Origin of the sequence: Paenibacillus sp. FSL R10-2796, assembly GCF_037965315.1 — a bacterium.
In the GTDB taxonomy this organism is placed as follows: domain Bacteria; phylum Bacillota; class Bacilli; order Paenibacillales; family Paenibacillaceae; genus Paenibacillus_AQ; species Paenibacillus_AQ odorifer.
In genome coordinates this window covers 5,054,856-5,071,034 of sequence record NZ_CP150178.1, presented here as the reverse complement: position 1 = coordinate 5,071,034, position 16,179 = coordinate 5,054,856, and the positions used below count along the sequence as shown (strand labels likewise).

The 16,179-nt window shown below is 47.4% G+C and carries 18 protein-coding genes; all 18 read left to right on the top strand.

Features of this window, described 5'->3' with window-relative positions; translation table 11 throughout:
* The first annotated feature begins 7 nt into the window (after window positions 1-7).
* The 18 genes from spoIIIAF (at window position 8) to recN (ending at window position 16,089) form a co-directional block, all read left to right on the top strand.
* Window positions 8-784: a stage III sporulation protein AF gene (gene spoIIIAF / locus NST58_RS23020; RefSeq protein ID WP_248548418.1), complete on the top strand. Its 777-nt coding sequence runs from the start codon at window positions 8-10 to the stop codon at window positions 782-784.
* A 43-nt stretch (window positions 785-827) separates the two neighbouring features.
* Window positions 828-1,472, top strand: coding sequence for a stage III sporulation protein AG (gene spoIIIAG, locus NST58_RS23015; protein ID WP_076134498.1), 645 nt, complete (start codon window positions 828-830; stop codon window positions 1,470-1,472).
* A gap of 67 nt (window positions 1,473-1,539) precedes the next feature.
* Window positions 1,540-2,457 carry a SpoIIIAH-like family protein gene (locus tag NST58_RS23010; RefSeq protein WP_339244300.1) on the top strand — a complete coding sequence of 306 codons (918 nt, stop codon included), beginning with the start codon at window positions 1,540-1,542 and terminating at the stop codon, window positions 2,455-2,457.
* 147 nt (window positions 2,458-2,604) lie between these two features.
* A complete protein-coding gene (gene accB, locus NST58_RS23005; protein ID WP_076098642.1) occupies window positions 2,605-3,114 on the top strand; it encodes an acetyl-CoA carboxylase biotin carboxyl carrier protein in 510 nt (169 codons plus the stop codon).
* A 54-nt stretch (window positions 3,115-3,168) separates the two neighbouring features.
* Window positions 3,169-4,512: an acetyl-CoA carboxylase biotin carboxylase subunit gene (accC, locus tag NST58_RS23000; protein ID WP_076129648.1), complete on the top strand. Its 1,344-nt coding sequence runs from the start codon at window positions 3,169-3,171 to the stop codon at window positions 4,510-4,512.
* Between the two features lie 115 nt (window positions 4,513-4,627).
* Window positions 4,628-5,044: an Asp23/Gls24 family envelope stress response protein gene (locus NST58_RS22995; RefSeq protein WP_076129649.1), complete on the top strand. Its 417-nt coding sequence runs from the start codon at window positions 4,628-4,630 to the stop codon at window positions 5,042-5,044.
* Between the two features lie 74 nt (window positions 5,045-5,118).
* Window positions 5,119-5,658: an alkaline shock response membrane anchor protein AmaP gene (amaP, locus tag NST58_RS22990; protein ID WP_036682827.1), complete on the top strand. Its 540-nt coding sequence runs from the start codon at window positions 5,119-5,121 to the stop codon at window positions 5,656-5,658.
* Between the two features lie 15 nt (window positions 5,659-5,673).
* Window positions 5,674-5,907: a DUF2273 domain-containing protein gene (locus NST58_RS22985; protein ID WP_036682825.1), complete on the top strand. Its 234-nt coding sequence runs from the start codon at window positions 5,674-5,676 to the stop codon at window positions 5,905-5,907.
* 257 nt (window positions 5,908-6,164) lie between these two features.
* Window positions 6,165-6,617 (top strand): transcription antitermination factor NusB, encoded by a 453-nt coding sequence (gene nusB, locus NST58_RS22980; RefSeq protein WP_036682824.1) that lies wholly within the window; start codon window positions 6,165-6,167, stop codon window positions 6,615-6,617.
* Between the two features lie 42 nt (window positions 6,618-6,659).
* The gene (folD, locus tag NST58_RS22975) at window positions 6,660-7,517 is read left to right on the top strand and encodes a bifunctional methylenetetrahydrofolate dehydrogenase/methenyltetrahydrofolate cyclohydrolase FolD (protein ID WP_036682821.1); all 858 of its coding nucleotides are present in this window, start codon (window positions 6,660-6,662) and stop codon (window positions 7,515-7,517) included.
* An 11-nt stretch (window positions 7,518-7,528) separates the two neighbouring features.
* Window positions 7,529-8,908, top strand: coding sequence for an exodeoxyribonuclease VII large subunit (gene xseA, locus NST58_RS22970; RefSeq protein ID WP_038572529.1), 1,380 nt, complete (start codon window positions 7,529-7,531; stop codon window positions 8,906-8,908).
* Window positions 8,886-9,143 carry an exodeoxyribonuclease VII small subunit gene (gene xseB, locus NST58_RS22965; RefSeq protein WP_036682818.1) on the top strand — a complete coding sequence of 86 codons (258 nt, stop codon included), beginning with the start codon at window positions 8,886-8,888 and terminating at the stop codon, window positions 9,141-9,143. Before xseA ends, xseB begins: the two co-directional genes overlap by 23 nt.
* Entirely contained in the window at window positions 9,130-10,077 is a 948-nt protein-coding gene (locus tag NST58_RS22960; protein ID WP_076129651.1) for a polyprenyl synthetase family protein, read from the top strand. The genes xseB and NST58_RS22960 overlap by 14 nt, the downstream gene beginning before the upstream one ends.
* 99 nt (window positions 10,078-10,176) lie before the next feature.
* Entirely contained in the window at window positions 10,177-12,081 is a 1,905-nt protein-coding gene (gene dxs / locus NST58_RS22955; protein ID WP_036682816.1) for a 1-deoxy-D-xylulose-5-phosphate synthase, read from the top strand.
* Window positions 12,082-12,126: 45 nt separating this feature from the next.
* A complete protein-coding gene (locus NST58_RS22950; protein ID WP_339244297.1) occupies window positions 12,127-13,029 on the top strand; it encodes a TlyA family RNA methyltransferase in 903 nt (300 codons plus the stop codon).
* A gap of 331 nt (window positions 13,030-13,360) precedes the next feature.
* Entirely contained in the window at window positions 13,361-13,834 is a 474-nt protein-coding gene (locus tag NST58_RS22945) for a hypothetical protein (protein WP_254857028.1), read from the top strand.
* 31 nt (window positions 13,835-13,865) lie between these two features.
* Complete coding sequence (gene argR / locus NST58_RS22940; protein ID WP_036682813.1) at window positions 13,866-14,315, top strand: transcriptional regulator ArgR; 450 nt, start codon at window positions 13,866-13,868, stop codon at window positions 14,313-14,315.
* Between the two features lie 46 nt (window positions 14,316-14,361).
* Window positions 14,362-16,089, top strand: coding sequence for a DNA repair protein RecN (gene recN / locus NST58_RS22935; protein ID WP_076129654.1), 1,728 nt, complete (start codon window positions 14,362-14,364; stop codon window positions 16,087-16,089).
* The last annotated feature ends 90 nt before the right edge of the window (window positions 16,090-16,179 follow it).

Below are 16,179 nucleotides of genomic sequence, written 5' to 3'. Positions count from 1 at the left end.
GGAAACCATGAGCTGGTTAGGCGGTTGGCTGCGGGAGATCATCCTGGTTGTGCTGTTGGCGTCATTTGTTGAATTGCTGCTCCCAAGCAAATCCATGGAGCGTTATGCAAGATTGGTGCTAAGTCTCCTAATCCTGCTCACGATGCTCAGCCCTATCGTCTCTCTCCTGAAAGGTGATGCAATCTCCGAACTGAGTGTCGCTATGGGACAGCAAGAGAAAGAGGGCGGTTTGTTCACTGGCGGAGGGAAGGGAGACCCATCCTTGGAACAGATTCTGGCAGATGGGCAAAAGCTTGCACAAGGCCGTCAGGAACAGAGTCTGCAGCTCGCTGCCGAAGAGGTGGCGGGTCAGATGAAAGAGCAGATTATCAGTGAGACCGGCAAACGCGGGGTTAATGTCACCGTAACGCTGGGCATGGGGAAGTCTGGCGGCACTGGTAACGAAGACGTTCCTGTCATTTCCAATGTAAGGGTCTCTATGCCTCAGACAACGGCTAACTCCCCGGGTACTTCCGGAGCTTCCAGCACTGCGACTACAGCACCCATTACAATCTCTCCTGTAGCACCTGTAGAAGTTAAAATTGGCGCTAATCCGGCAGATAACGTAGAGAGTGAAGCAACATCATCAGCTGAACCTAATAAAGCAGTGAACGGAACTGCAGCTGAAGACAGCGCGTCCGCGAGTGAAATGGAGTCCATTGTAAAGCTGCTGGAACTGAAGTGGGATTTGGATCCCAAAGTCATTCAGGTGGATGGCAGCTTGGCTAGTGACGTCAAATCATGAGCTTGATATTTCTAAGAAACTATAATTTTTAGGAGGGATGGGAGTGGGCAATTGGCTGAAAAAGCTTGAGCAGTGGGCTGGGGGTGGGGCCGGCAGTCCGAAGAGAAGCCATACCTTTCGCTGGCTGATCATTCTGGGTCTGCTGGGCGCAGCGATCATGCTATTCAATTCCTTCGTCAATGTGAAGAGGATTGATAACGAGAATACAGGGCGCGAGCCGCCGGTGAATCAGTCCTCTCAAACGGCGCTGGTGCAGAGTGATCCAACCACAACGACCAATTCGTTCGACAGCATCGAACTAGCGATGGAGAACCGGATGAAGGAAATTTTGGAGAAAATCGTTGGCGTCGGTACAGTTGACATCATGGTTACAGTGGAGTCTACAGAAGAAATTGTCGTGGTGCGTAATATGAATGACTCCCAACAGCTTAGTGAAGAGACGGATGCCAGTGGGGGGAAACGTCATACGACACAATATACGAGGGATGGCGAAATCGTAACCTACTCGCAATCAGGGGACGAGACACCCATCGTGACGAAGCGGATCAAACCTCAGGTACGCGGCGTACTGGTAGTTGCCAAAGGGGCAGAGAACAAGGTTGTTCGTGGACTTGTCGAGCAGGCTATAGAAAAAGGCTTGAACGTCCCAATCCAGCGCATTTCAGTAGTACCACGCAAACAAGAGTAGCAGGAGAAAGTCAATAAGTGAGTGCTTCCGAAGCAGCCACTAGATTAAATTTTAGGAGGAATTAGGAATGAACGGCAAAAGACAAACGATATGGTTGGTTTCTATGCTCAGCTTGATGGTGGTCCTCTCTGCATATTATTTATTCACTGAAGACTCAGGTGCTTCGATTCCAAAAGACACGGCTGGCACAATGCAGGTTGATTCCCTGAAAGACACAGCAGGTGCAGCGTTGCCAACGGTTGGCGACAAAGGTGTTGTTGTGAACGAAGTTGTTAGTCAAGGCGATGTTGTTGCCGATGAAGGCGTTGTAGATAGCACTACTGGCGCCGCTACTACGGACGACAGCGCTACTGCCGCCAAAACGGATGACAGTGCTGCTACCGCTAAAACGGATGATAACACTACTACTGCTAAAACGGACGAAAGTACAACTACAGCTGCTAAGGACGATAGCAGTAAAGCTGCCGCAAATAGCAGTGACTCAGAGAAGGCAACAACCGACACTGCTGCTAAAGATGCCGCGAAAACAGATACATCTGCTAAAGATACAGCCGCAAATACAACAACCAAGACTCCAGCTAAAAATGACAAAGAAATTCTCGATGAAGTAGCTTCTCAAAGTGTATCGGCGAGCAGTATGTTCACTAACTACCTTTATGAACGTGAGCAAAAGAATCTTAAGAACCAACAAGACTTGCTTGCTTTGATTAATGACATGGATAAAACACCTGCTGATAACGCAGTCGCTCAAGAACAACTTCTTAATCTTGAAGAAAAAGAATCCAAAATTACCGGTATTGAAGAACAGCTTCAACAAAAATATGGAGAAGCGATTGTAAAGGAAGAAGCTGGAGACAGCTACAAAGTAGTCGTTCTCAGCGACAAACTGGATGTAAAGCAAGCGGTTAGCATCGTGGATCTCGTAATGAAGGAACTGAGTGTATCTCAAGATAAAATTAGTGTACAATACGTTTCTGAGCAATAATAAGCTGTAAAATTAAAAGAAAAATGACGAAAGAGCTCGGGTTGCCCCGGGCTCTTTCCATTTTTACCGATTGTGATATAATACATAAAGTTATCTTGTCCGCTTAAGAAGTGGCTTCGAGAGAAAGCTGAAGGAGTGAACTGATATATGTTCAAGTTGAGCGAAATTAAGGAATTGATTAAATTGCTGGACCAGACCTCCTCTGTACATGAGTTGGAGATCGAAAGCGAAGGAATGAAGCTTGCAATTCGCAAACCGGATCGCCCTGAAGCTGATGGAACAGCAGTACAGGCGACTCCTTATGCTGCCTATCCCTTTACGCCTGCCCCGCAGCCGCAGAGCGTACCGCAAGTATCCTATCCGGTAGTAGGTGAAGTTCCTCCAGCGCAGCAGCCACAAGCAGCTGCAGAAGGCAAACTACATAAAATTGTGTCTCCAATGGTGGGGACCTTTTATAGTGCTGCTTCTCCGGAAACGCCTTCGTTTGTTAATGTTGGAGACCGTGTAAGTGAAAAATCAACGGTTTGCATTATTGAGGCGATGAAACTGATGAATGAGCTGGAAGCGGAGATCAAAGGTGAAATCGTGTCTGTGCTTGCTGAGAACGGTCAGCTTGTAGAATACGGTCAACCACTATTCTTGGTTAAACCGGAATAAATACCGCAGACTACTTAAGGAGCGGAAGCTTCGCAAAACTTTGGGAGGAAACGCATGAACATTCAAAAAGTGTTGATTGCCAACCGCGGCGAAATCGCGGTCCGCATTATTAGGGCCTGCCGTGAACTGGGCATTTCCACCGTCGCGGTCTATTCGGAACCCGACCGGGATTCACTGCATGTCCGGTTGGCTGATGAAGCTTACTGCATCGGTCCGATGCCGGCCAAGGACAGCTATCTGAACTTTACAAATATTATGAGTGTAGCCACCTTAACGGAATGTGATGCCATCCATCCTGGCTATGGATTTTTAGCTGAAAATGCGGATTTTGCAGAGATTTGTGAATCTTGCAATATTATCTTCATAGGACCTTCTCCAGATGCCATAAACCGTATGGGTGACAAGGCTGTGGCGAAGGAAACCATGAAACTGGCTGGAGTTCCGATTATCCCGGGCTCAGATGGTCTTGTAGGCGATGTAGAGGAAGCTGTCATGCTGGGCCGCGATATTGGGTACCCAATCATCGTTAAGGCTACTGCAGGTGGCGGAGGTAAGGGAATACGGATTGCTGAGGACGAGGAATCTTTAGTGAAGCAGATTACTGCTGCACAACAGGAAGCACAAAAGGCGTTTGGTAACGCTGGTGTATATCTGGAGAAATTCCTAACAGGCATGAAGCATGTGGAGATTCAGATTATTGCAGATAAACATGGCAATGTAGTGCATTTAGGTGAACGGGACTGCTCCGTGCAGCGTCGTCGCCAAAAGCTGATTGAAGAGGCACCTTGTTCAGTGCTCACACCGGAAATTCGGGAAGCAATGGGTAATGCAGCAGTTCGAGCAGCACTTGCCGTGAATTATTCGGGAGCCGGAACACTTGAATTCCTGCTTGGACCGGACGGACAGTTTTACTTCATGGAGATGAATACTCGGATTCAGGTTGAACATCCAGTAACAGAAATGGTTACAGGTGTGGATTTGATTAAGGAAATGATCTCTGTAGCAGAAGGCAATCCGCTGTCATTCACTCAGGAAGATATCGTGATTAATGGCTGGTCCATTGAATGCCGTATAAATGCTGAAGATCCTGAGCGTAATTTCATGCCTTCACCAGGAAAAATCGGCTTTTATTTGCCACCAGGAGGCCTTGGCGTTCGTGTAGATAGTGCGGCGTACCCAGGATATACGATTTCCCCTTTCTATGATTCTATGATTGCAAAACTGATTGTCTGGGCTCCTACACGTCAGGAAGCGGTTGCGAAGATGAAGCGCGCCTTGGCTGAATTCGCCGTGGAAGGCATTCATACCACCATCCCTTTCCATCAGAAACTGTTGGAGCATCCTGTATTTTTGGATGGTAACTTTGACATTAAGTTTCTTGAAGAGTATGAAATTTAGGACGACTTCGGTTTGTTTGTCATAAAGTTCGTCAAATGATATAGTATGTTTAATAAGAGACGTGCTTTACGCTTGAAATCATGAACAATCTTTCTTGAAAGGTGTGAAGTCTAAAATGAGTACATTGCCGACAGAATACGAACGGACGGAAATCGGTGAAATCCAGATTGCTCCTGAAGTAATCGAGGTTATTGCAGGTCTGGCGACCGTTGAGGTTAAAGGTGTAGCAGGTATGAGCGGCGGATTCGCCGGTGGTATTGTTGAACTTCTTGGACGTAAGAATCTGTCCAAAGGAGTTAAAGTAGAGGTTGGACAACGTGAAGCTGCGGTGGATGTTTCTGTAATTATTGAATATGGCAATCGCCTTCCTGAAGTGGCTGCTGAAATTCAACGTAATGTTAAGCGCTCCATCGAGACTATGACTGGTCTGACTGTTGTGGAAGTGAATGTGCATATTCATGATGTGCAATTCAAGAACAACAACACTGTAGACAAGAACGAAGAAACTGAAACGATTCTTCGTGTGAAATAGCAGTCATCGTTCTTCCATAAACCCCCGACAGCAAAGTCGAGGGTTTACTCTAATTTAAGGAGGTTATGAGACTCGTGGCAAAAATTTTGGACAGACTTTTGCTGTTTGTCTACAGCTTAAGTATCGGAATACTATCTGTTATTGCCATCCTCCTCTTAAGCGGTGCGATTCCTAGAACTTTGGAGATTGAGAATGGACCAGCAGCTTATATTACAGCAATAATAGTAGCAGTTGTCTTGTTCCTTCTGAGCATCCGATTTTTCTACATCTCTCTGCGCCGTGATCGCGCTTCATTGCCTTCGGTCGATCAGCGTACAGAGTATGGGGATATCCAGATTTCAATGGAAACTATTGAGAATCTGAGTCTTAAGGCTGCCGGTAAAGTGAAGGGAATCAGAGATCTCAAGTCACGTATTCGTGTCTCGCAGGCTGGCCTTGAAATTACAATTCGTGCAGTAGTGGACGGTGAGCATTCATTACCGTTGCTTACGACAGAAGTACAACGTCAGGTGCATGATTTTGTGCAGGAGACAACCGGCATTCCGGTTGCTGATGTGTCTGTATATATTGCTAACCTCACGCAGTCTCCAAGCTTCAAAAGTCGAGTGGAATAGAGGTGAGTTTCCCTTATGTCTTGGAAAGAAGTATGGGAAAGTCACGGGGGTAGAATCGCCGGAGTGACTTTCGGCATTGGTCTGGGTTTGATTTATTTAATTTGCGGTTTTTGGGATATGCTGTTCTTTGCACTGGTAGTGTTCATCGGATATACGCTCGGCAAAAGAAAGGATACCGCGCAAGCGCCCCTGTTTCAATGGCAGGAGTTGGTTTCGCGATTATCCGGACGCTGGCGTCCCTTTAAGTGAACCGCGATAGTCTTTTTCCCGGAGCAGGAAACCGTAAGTTTGTGTTGTCCGTTGCCCCCGGAAGAAAGGCTTTGCGGTTTTTTTGCGACAAGGGATAGGTATATTTGCGAGCTTCCTCTGAAGGTATCTTCGCTTTGTGCAATAATCCTCACAGGAATAGGGAAAGAATGAATAAGTGTGAAGCGATATTTGGGTCGTAGACGTTGATGCAGTACAAGTGAATATTTTAATGCGATATAAGATTTTAGGAGGAACACATGAAAAGACGTATAGCTAGAGAGATTATTGTCCAAAGCCTGTATCAGATGGAAATGAACGATGTGGAAAGCGCGGAAGCCGTAGAAATGCTGCTCGAGGAAGCTTCAGAAGAGAATGAAACCGAACGTGTAATCACGGACGAGATTCAGCTTAAACACTATGTGGTAGAACATGTGAATGGGGTATGGGAACACAAGGTAGCGATCGACGATATACTTGAACATTACCTGAAGGGCTGGCAAATGAGCCGTCTGTCACGTGTGGATCGTCAGATTCTACGTTTAGCAGCGTATGAAATGGTGTTCGCCAATGATGTGCCTGCGAAGGTTGCGGTGAATGAAGCGATCGATTTGGCCAAGCATTTTGGAACGGATGATTCCGGGAAGTTTGTTAACGGAGTACTCGGCAAGATGATCCAAGAGATAGATACTATTAAAGCTGACCATTCTTAATTTATAAACCATAGTAAAGTATATAAAAGGGGAGAGACTAACATGACAGCAGCAATCATCAGTGGTAAACAAGTATCCGAGGAAATTCGTATTAGCATTGCCCAAGAGGTTGCTGAACTGGCGAAACGCGGCGTAAAGCCCGGTTTGGCTGTTATTCTAGTAGGTGAAGACCCGGGATCTCAGGTTTATGTTCGCAATAAGGAGAAATCTTGTATCAGCTTAGGATTCCATTCGGAAGTGCATAAATTGGATGAATCCACTTCTCAAGAAGAACTTCTGGCACTGGTAGCAGAGCTAAACGGACGCGATGATATCGACGGAATTCTGGTTCAACTCCCATTGCCTAAGCATATCGAGGAGAAGGCTGTTATTGATGCAATCTCCGTGGAAAAGGATGTAGACGGCTTTCACCCTGTCAATGTAGGCAACCTGGTCATCGGTGCCGACAGTCTTCTTCCATGTACTCCTGCAGGAGTAATCGAACTGATCAAACGTACAGGAACAGGTATGGCAGGTAAACATGCCGTTGTAATTGGTCGTAGCAATATTGTAGGAAAGCCAGTTTCCCTCTTGTTGCAACGCGAAAATGCTACCGTAACTATGTGCCATTCCCGTACAGCTAATATGCAAGAGATTAGCCGTCAAGCGGATATTTTGGTTGTAGCGATCGGACGAGCTAATTTCATTGATGCTTCCTATGTGAAGCCGGGTGCTGTTGTCATCGATGTGGGCATGAACCGTCTGGATAACGGTAAACTCGCAGGTGACGTTGATTATGAAAGTGCAAAAGAAGTTGCCGGATACATCACGCCTGTTCCAGGCGGGGTTGGTCCGATGACTATTACAATGCTGATGAGCAACACGCTGATTGCGGCTAAACGCCGTCACGGCCTGGAATAGGGGTAAGATTCATGGCGGCAGAGCGGCAGGTTTATTCGATCAAAGAACTCAACCGTTATATCCGCATGAAGCTAGACTCGGATAATTTACTTTCGGATGTGTGGATTCGCGGAGAGATATCCAACTTTACACATCATGGCAGCGGGCATATGTATTTTACACTTAAGGACGAGAGCAGCCGCATTAAAGCGATTATGTTCGCTTCTCATAACCAGCGGCTACCCTTTATTCCGAAAGAAGGCGCTCGGGTAATTGCCAGAGGTAATGTGACCGTTTATGAACGGGATGGGCAATATCAGTTCTACGCCACACATATGCAGCCTGATGGGATTGGCAGTTTATATCTGGCCTATGAGCAGCTGAAGAGCAAGCTTGAAAAAGAAGGCCTTTTTGCAGAAGCTCGCAAGCGTTCGTTGCCGCGGTTTCCGAAGTGTATTGGTGTGATTACTTCCCCAACAGGAGCAGCTGTACGAGATATTGTGATTACGCTTCAGCGGCGGTTTCCGCAGGTAGCTATTGTAATCTATCCCGTACTGGTGCAAGGCAAAGGCGCTGCGCCTTCGATAGTGAAGGCGATTGGTGCGCTGAACGCCATGGGTGAAGCCGACGTGCTTATCGTCGGCCGCGGCGGCGGTTCGCTGGAGGAGCTGTGGGCGTTCAACGAGGAGGAAGTCGCGAGAGCGATATCGGCATCAAGGATTCCGGTCATCTCGGCCGTCGGCCACGAGACCGATTTCACGATTGCCGATTTCGCCGCCGACCTCCGCGCGGCTACGCCCACAGCGGCCGCTGAGCTGGCCGTGCCTCATGCCGGCGAGCTAGCTGCGCAGCTTCGCCAGCTGCAGCAGCGGCTGCGCCAGGCGCTGCAACAACGCGCCCAGCGTGGACGCGAGCGCCACTCGGTGCTGCAGCGCTCGCTGGCGCTGGCAGGCCCGCGCCGCACGCTGATTCAGCACACGCAGCGGCTGGACATGCTGCGTGAGCGGCTCCAGCGCTCGGCGGATGCACGGCTCAGCCGTTCCCGCGAGCGCAAGGCGGTGCTGCATCACAGTCTGCAGCGGTTCCATCCGCGCGACAGTGTTGCCGCAGCACGTCAGCGCACGGACAGTATGCGCCGTGAGTTAATGGGCGCTATGCAGGCTCGTTTGCAGGAGAAGCGATCTCGCTATGTGGCAGAGATTCGTCACCTGGATGCGCTGAGCCCGCTAAAAGTTATGTCGCGAGGCTACAGCTTAGTGTATGACGAGGCGGAAGAACATTTAATCAAATCGCTGACCGAAGTGCAGCTTGGCGATCTTGTGGTGATAAAGATGAATGACGGACAGCTGAACTGCCAAGTATGGGGGATGAAGGAGGATGGCAAAGACGATGACGAAGGAAGCGGAACTTGATTTTGAAGGCGCTATGGACCGACTGGAGGAAATCGTTCGTGAGCTTGAACACGGCGACGTTCCTCTGGAGAAGGCCATCGATTTATTTCAGCAGGGCATGAAGCTGTCGCAGCTTTGCGGCAGCAAGCTGGAACAAGTAGAGCGTAAGATCGAAATGATTACCCAAGAGGACGGAGAACTGCGCAAAAAGCCGTTTGGTGCACGTCTGGAAGGGGACGCCGATGAATCGCTTTGAGAATGATCTGGAGGGAAGCTCCGCAAGTGAAAGCATGCGGCAGCCGCTGGAGGATTACATCGCATCGATAAGTGATTTGCTCTCACATGAGCTTGAGACTATTCTTCCCGCAGCGTGGACGGTTCCAGAAAATTTACAGCAAGCGATGAAGTATTCGCTAATGGCAGGGGGCAAACGCCTCCGGCCGTTGCTTGTGATCGCTGCTTGTGAATCACTGGGAGGCAGCCGTGAAGCAGCCTTGCCTGTTGCAGCTGCGATTGAGATGGTACATACCTACTCGTTGATTCATGATGATCTGCCTGCCATGGATAATGATGATTATCGGCGCGGCAAGCTGACGAATCATAAAGTCTTTGGTGAAGCATCAGCTATTCTTGCGGGTGATGCGCTTTTGACCCATGCTTTTTATAGTGTGGTACAAGCCTCCCGTAAATTTGGCATTCCTGCTGATAATGTTTTATCCATAGTGGAGGATCTGGCGGAAATGGCAGGTCCACGCGGCATGGTCGGCGGTCAGATTGCAGATATGGAAGGCGAGCAAGGACTAACAGATCTTGCGCAGTTGAAGTATATTCATCTGCATAAAACCGGAGATTTAATTATCTTTTCGTTGTTAGCCGGCGGACGTATCGCAGGGGCAACAGAGAAGCAGCTTGAAGCTCTGCGTGATTTTGGTACAAGCATCGGACTAGCTTTTCAAATCCAGGATGATATTCTTGATTTGGTTGGTGATGAAGGAAAGCTTGGTAAAAAAACAGGCAGCGATATCAAGCAGCAGAAGGTAACCTACCCTTATTTTATTGGGTTGGAGGAATCTCGTGCTGAGGTGAAGCAGCTTACAGAAGCAGCCCGAAATGCTGTGCTGAATGGCGGTTTTTACGACAACCAGCGCCTGCTGGAAATTGCAGATTATTTAATGGCACGTGATCACTAAGTATGAACTTTCGAAGCGGCTGTATTTCGACAGCCGTTTCGTTTGTGTTATAATGGTTTTTATATATTTTACAACATCTAGGAAAGCGGGGAACTATTCGTGCTGCTTCCACAAATAAATGATCCACAACAACTGAAATCACTGTCAGTCGAAGAATTAACTACTCTTGCAGAGGAGATTCGACGATTTCTGATTGAGAAGCTTACAGCAACCGGCGGGCACCTCGGTTCTAATCTGGGGGTGGTGGAGCTCACGCTGGCCTTACATTATTGCTACAACAGTCCTCGTGACAAAATGATCTACGACGTTGGCCACCAAGCCTATGTCCACAAAATACTGACCGGCCGTCAAGATCGCTTTGATACCCTGCGCAAATATCAGGGATTGTGCGGCTTTGTTAAGCGCTCTGAAAGCGAACATGATGTGTGGGAGGCTGGACATAGCAGCACCTCTTTGTCGGCAGCGATGGGGATGGCTATGGCTCGTGATCTAAAAGGCGAAGACAACAAGGTGATTGCCGTGATTGGTGACGGTGCGCTTACCGGCGGGATGGCTTTTGAAGCGCTTAACCACATTGGTCATGAGAAGCGCAAGCTGATGGTCATTTTGAACGATAATGAAATGTCGATTGCTCCGAATGTAGGGGCGATGCACAATTATTTAAGCAAAATTCGTTCGGACCGTCATTATTTGCGTGCCAAAGACGAGGTTGAAGGGCTGCTTAAGAAGATTCCGGCCATCGGTGGACGATTAGCGAAAACCGCTGAACAATTAAAAAACAGTCTTAAATATATGATGGTTCCTGGAGTATTGTTTGAAGAGCTTGGCTTTACGTATCTTGGGCCAGTGGATGGACATGATCTGGAGAAAATGATCGACACCTTCCATCAAGCAGATAACGTGGCGGGTCCTGTGCTTGTGCATGTGCTGACGACCAAAGGCAAGGGCTACAAACCGGCTGAGACTGATTTTTATAAATCGCATGCTATTTCCCCTTACAAAATTGAGTCAGGTCAGGCACTTAAAGCTGTAGGTCCTCCAATGTACACCGAAGTATTTGGTAGTACACTGATTGAGCTAGGACGTGAAGATTCGCGTCTGATTGCAGTTACCCCTGCGATGCCAGGCGGTTCAGGTTTGTTTCCTTTTGCGAAGGAATTCCCGGATCGTATGATTGACGTGGGGATTGCAGAGCAGCATGCAGCAACCTTGTGTGCAGCTTTGGCTATGGAAGGGATGAAGCCGGTATACGCCGTGTATTCTACCTTCATGCAGCGTGCCTATGATCAGATCGTCCATGATATTTGCCGCCATAACGCCAATGTTATGTTCGCTATTGACCGTGCTGGATTTGTGGGTGCGGATGGTGAGACTCATCAGGGTGTGTACGATGTTGCTTTTATGCGCCATATCCCTAATATGGTTATGATGATGCCAAAAGACGAAAATGAGCTGCGTCATATGATGAAGACGGCCCTTGAATATAATGACGGTCCAATTGCTTACCGCTATCCGCGTATTAACGGAACAGGTGTGGCAATGGACGCTGAACTGCATACCCTTCCTATAGGATCATGGGAACGACTGCGTACAGGAGAAGGATATGCTGTAGTGGCATGTGGTCCTATGGTTCAAGTGGCTGAAGAAGCCGCTGATTTGCTGAAGCGGGAAGGGATTCAGGTGGGCGTTGTGAATGCGCGTTTCCTGAAGCCGCTTGATAATTCCATGCTTCTGGATTTGGCTCATGCTGGAACCAATATGGTTGTTATTGAAGAGGCTTGCCAAGCGGGAAGTCTCGGCAGTGCGGTATTGGAGTTCTACGCGGAGCATGAAATTTATGACGCTCGTGTACATCTGATGGGTGTGCCCGACATCTTCGTGGAGCATGGCTCCATTAAAGAACAACGTCAGCAAACAGGTCTTACCGTAGAAGCGTTATGTGCACGTATCAAGTCCATGATGGCTCTAAGTGCTTATAATTACAAAACGACTTCGTCTTCCTAAGTGGAAGCCGGAAATTAGTAACCCTTGAACGATCGGGAGATGACCATGGAACACCGTAAAGAACGGATTGATGTACTGCTTGTGGAGCAAGGTTTTTATGAAAGCCGGGAGAAAGCTAAAGCTGCTATTATGGCAGGTTTGGTGCTCGCGGATGAGGAACGTATTGAAAAAGCTGGCATGAAGGTCTCGCGGGAGTCTACCCTTAAGGTTAAAGGCTCTGTGCATCCGTATGTCAGTCGTGGAGGCCTAAAGCTGGAGAAGGCTCTTCGCCAATTTAATATTGATCTTACCGGTCGGAACATGCTGGACATTGGTGCTTCCACTGGCGGCTTCACAGATTGTGCGCTTCAGAATGGTGTAAGCCATGTATACGCCATTGATGTTGGCTATAACCAGTTGGATTGGTCACTGCGGAATGATGAGCGAGTGAGCGTTATGGAGCGTACGAACTTCCGGTATACGACACCTACAGATTTGCAGGGTCCTGTTCCGGACTTTGCCAGTATTGATGTATCTTTTATATCCTTAAAAATAATTCTCCCACCCCTCAAAGCCTTGCTGCAACGTCCAGCAGATATCGCTGCACTCATCAAGCCGCAATTTGAGGCTGGACGTGAGAAGGTTGGAAAATCAGGTGTGATTCGTGATTCTGCTGTCCATAAAGAGGTTTTGATTAATGTACTGACTATGGCTGCAGAGTTAGGATTCGGTCTCCATGGATTGACTTTTTCGCCAATTACAGGCGGGGAAGGCAATATTGAGTTTCTTGCTCATTGGAGACTGACGCCAGAAGTGGCGGAAGGCGAAGAATCATCCGTACAGCCGGCAGCTGCTGTTGCAGCAGTCATTCCAGTAGAGGACTTTCCATCCCTTGCTGATAAAGTGATTAAGCAGGCTACGGGTACTTTTAATGTGAGTTCTACTCATGGAAACTCCGCGCGCCTTTAGAGCTTTATGAACACCCCGTCAACCTCAAATGGTCAGCGGGGTGTTTTTTTTGAGTGGGAAGTCTGAAGAGTTCAACCTTGAAAATTCCTCTTCATCTGTTAAGATTGAGGGAGCAGATTTGCTCAAAGGGATTGAATTTATTAAAATAAAGACCCGGTATAAAATCCGGGTCTTTATATTTTGAATCTTTTTTTGGATTTACTGTGCTCGTTGTAATTGTAAATTGCTGAATTAGCGAATAATATCAATTATGCGGAAAGCTTATAAAAAGACAGCTTAGAAGCAGGATTTACCAGGGCTTCACGCGAATAAATCACCGAGGTGATTGATAGTGGCGGGTAGCTCTGACAAGGTCGTTATGGCGTTTATTGGGGTAGCATTATCGATTTTTATAATATATCGGATATATGTATGGCTGCAGAGTTCTCCGCGTTCTTTTATGAAGGATCAAATTCCGTTCAATAAAGTGATTATTCCACATCCCTCTATTGATATACTTGAGGATGAAGGATATGAGGTCGTTGGAGGGAAATTAAAAATCCCCTTGTCTTTCAACGTAAATGGGGCGCAGATGTATAGCCGGTTATTTATAGATTATGTGGCGACAAAAGAGGAAGGAACTTTATATTTAGTTATCCTTTCCAGACCACGCAAGCCTTTGGATTTCACTGGCAGTGGCTTACGTGATACCTTGCTTCCCTACCTGCTGATCTATCCGGAATGCAGCGGCGTTCTATATGTTAATGTAGCAACAGCATCGATCCATGTCATTAAGCTTGGCAAAGACGACGGAGAATCAAACTGAGTCCATATTTTTTATATACCAGGAGGCAACAATGAAGGGACAACGACATATTAAGATTCGTGAAATTATTACACAAAAGGATATCGAGACACAGGACGAGCTTGTGGAAGCCTTGCGGGAATCAGGTTTTCAAGTTACTCAAGCCACAGTATCTCGAGATATAAAAGAGCTGTTGCTCATCAAGGTACCCATGGATGATGGAAGATATAAATATTCACTTCCAACGGATCAACGGTACAATCCCATTCAGAAGCTTAAGCGCGTTCTTGTGGATAATTTTGTGCAGATCGATTCCTCGGCTAATCTTGTGGTGATGAAATGTTTACCAGGTACGGCTAACTCTGTCGCTGCTTTAATTGATAATATTGACTGGCCGCAAATTATGGGAACCCTTTCTGGTGATGATACAATCCTTATCATTTGCCGTTTACCTGAGGACAGCAAGACCGTAATTTCACAAATCATGGGTTATATTTCTTAATTATAATTAATCAGATGCCTGTCATCTTCTCGGAGGTGCTCTATTAGTGTTAGAAACCTTGTCTATACGCAATCTTGCCGTCGTTGAGGCGGTAGATGTGCATTTTTATCCTGGCTTCCACGTGCTTACGGGGGAGACCGGGGCAGGTAAATCCATTATTATTGATGCGCTTGGATTGATTGTTGGAGGCCGCGGTTCTGCGGATTCCATTCGTTATGGTTGTGAAAAAGCGGAGATGGAGGCGCTCTTCAGTCTTCCCAGCGGTCATCCCGTTTGGGAGACTTTGGAGCGTCTTGGCATTGAGGCCCAGCGCGAGGAGCATCTTATTATACGACGCGAGCTTACCTCTCAAGGTAAAAGTACATCACGTGTAAATGGGCAGATGGTCAATCTTACCATGCTTCGCGAGATCGGCGAGCAGCTGGTTAATATACACGGCCAGCATGAGCACCAGAACTTGCTGAAGGCGGAACGGCATCTGGGACTGCTGGATACATACGGAGAACCGATTATTGGTCCGCTAAAGGCAGTTTTTCAGGAAAGGTATTCTGCCTTCGCGAAGGTGGAGAAAGAGCTGCGAGAGCTGCAGGAATCCAGCCAGAAGGCATACCAAATGCTTGACTTATATCGTTTTCAGCTTGAAGAAATTTCATCCGCCGGATTAAAACCGGGAGAAGATGAATTACTTACCGAAGAACGGGTCAAACTATCCCACAGTGAGAAAATGATGGATTCCGTATCGGGTGCATATGAGCTACTTTACGACAGACAAGGCTTGGAATCGATTGGTAATGTTATTTCCAGACTTGAGGATGCAGTTCGTTACGATGAGAAGGGTCTGCGAACAGTGCTCGAACAGCTGCAGTCCTCATATTACCAGCTAGAGGATGCTGCTTTTCAGCTTCGTGATTACCGGGAAAATATCGAGTTCAATCCGATGCGACTTGAAGAAATAGAGAATCGTTTGGATTTGATCACTGGACTCCGACGTAAATATGGAGAAAGTGTAGAACAGATTTTGGCTTATTATGAACAAATTCACCGGGAAACTGATTTGCTTGAGAATAAAGATGAATATCTGGAGAAACTGACGGCGAAGCGCGATTCGTTGCTGTCTGTATTAATGGAAGCAGCTACGGAATTAAGTGAAGCACGAAAGCTTTGTGCTGCTGATCTGGCCACCCAAGTGGAGGGTGAGCTCAAAGACCTTCAAATGGAAAGAACCTCGTTGCAGGTCAAATTGGACAGGCTGGAGGACCCGCGTGGAGTCGAATACAATGGTCGGCGTATTCGCCTCACAAGACAAGGGATAGACAGCGCAGAATTTATGATATCCCCTAACCCGGGCGAACCCCTGAGACCTCTTGGCAAAATTGCCTCTGGGGGTGAGCTGTCGCGTATTATGCTGGCAATGAAAAGTATTTTTGCGCGCCATGATGCAATTCCAGTTCTAATTTTTGACGAAGTGGATACCGGTGTCAGCGGCAGAGCTGCTCAGTCCATCGCAGATAAGCTGTTTAAGCTGTCGTCTACCTGTCAGGTGTTCTCCATTACTCACTTGCCACAGGTGGCTTGTATGGCTGACCATCAGTACTTAATCCGCAAAAAGGTTGAGGATGGAAGAACCATGACTGAAGTGGAATCCCTAACGAACGATGGACGTGTAATGGAGCTGGCCCGGATGCTGGGTGGCGTAGAAATTACCGAAAAAACATTGCACCACTCGCAGGAAATGCTTAATCTGGCCGAGGCAAGTAAGGCTGCAACAAGCTAAGCGGAGCAATGATTGACAGTAATAAAAGCCTGGGGGCAAGGTTATCTTATAGGTACGCAATTGGCGACCACCTTTTTCGTCAAGCGAAAG

Coding starts and splice junctions, on each gene's coding strand:
- spoIIIAF (WP_248548418.1), top strand. CDS start 8: ATGAGCTGGTTAGGCGGTTGGCTGCGGGAGATCATCCTGGTTGTGCTG.
- NST58_RS23010 (WP_339244300.1), top strand. CDS start 1,540: ATGAACGGCAAAAGACAAACGATATGGTTGGTTTCTATGCTCAGCTTG.
- accB (WP_076098642.1), top strand. CDS start 2,605: ATGTTCAAGTTGAGCGAAATTAAGGAATTGATTAAATTGCTGGACCAG.
- accC (WP_076129648.1), top strand. CDS start 3,169: ATGAACATTCAAAAAGTGTTGATTGCCAACCGCGGCGAAATCGCGGTC.
- NST58_RS22995 (WP_076129649.1), top strand. CDS start 4,628: ATGAGTACATTGCCGACAGAATACGAACGGACGGAAATCGGTGAAATC.
- NST58_RS22985 (WP_036682825.1), top strand. CDS start 5,674: ATGTCTTGGAAAGAAGTATGGGAAAGTCACGGGGGTAGAATCGCCGGA.
- nusB (WP_036682824.1), top strand. CDS start 6,165: ATGAAAAGACGTATAGCTAGAGAGATTATTGTCCAAAGCCTGTATCAG.
- folD (WP_036682821.1), top strand. CDS start 6,660: ATGACAGCAGCAATCATCAGTGGTAAACAAGTATCCGAGGAAATTCGT.
- xseA (WP_038572529.1), top strand. CDS start 7,529: ATGGCGGCAGAGCGGCAGGTTTATTCGATCAAAGAACTCAACCGTTAT.
- xseB (WP_036682818.1), top strand. CDS start 8,886: ATGACGAAGGAAGCGGAACTTGATTTTGAAGGCGCTATGGACCGACTG.
- NST58_RS22960 (WP_076129651.1), top strand. CDS start 9,130: ATGAATCGCTTTGAGAATGATCTGGAGGGAAGCTCCGCAAGTGAAAGC.
- NST58_RS22950 (WP_339244297.1), top strand. CDS start 12,127: ATGGAACACCGTAAAGAACGGATTGATGTACTGCTTGTGGAGCAAGGT.
- argR (WP_036682813.1), top strand. CDS start 13,866: ATGAAGGGACAACGACATATTAAGATTCGTGAAATTATTACACAAAAG.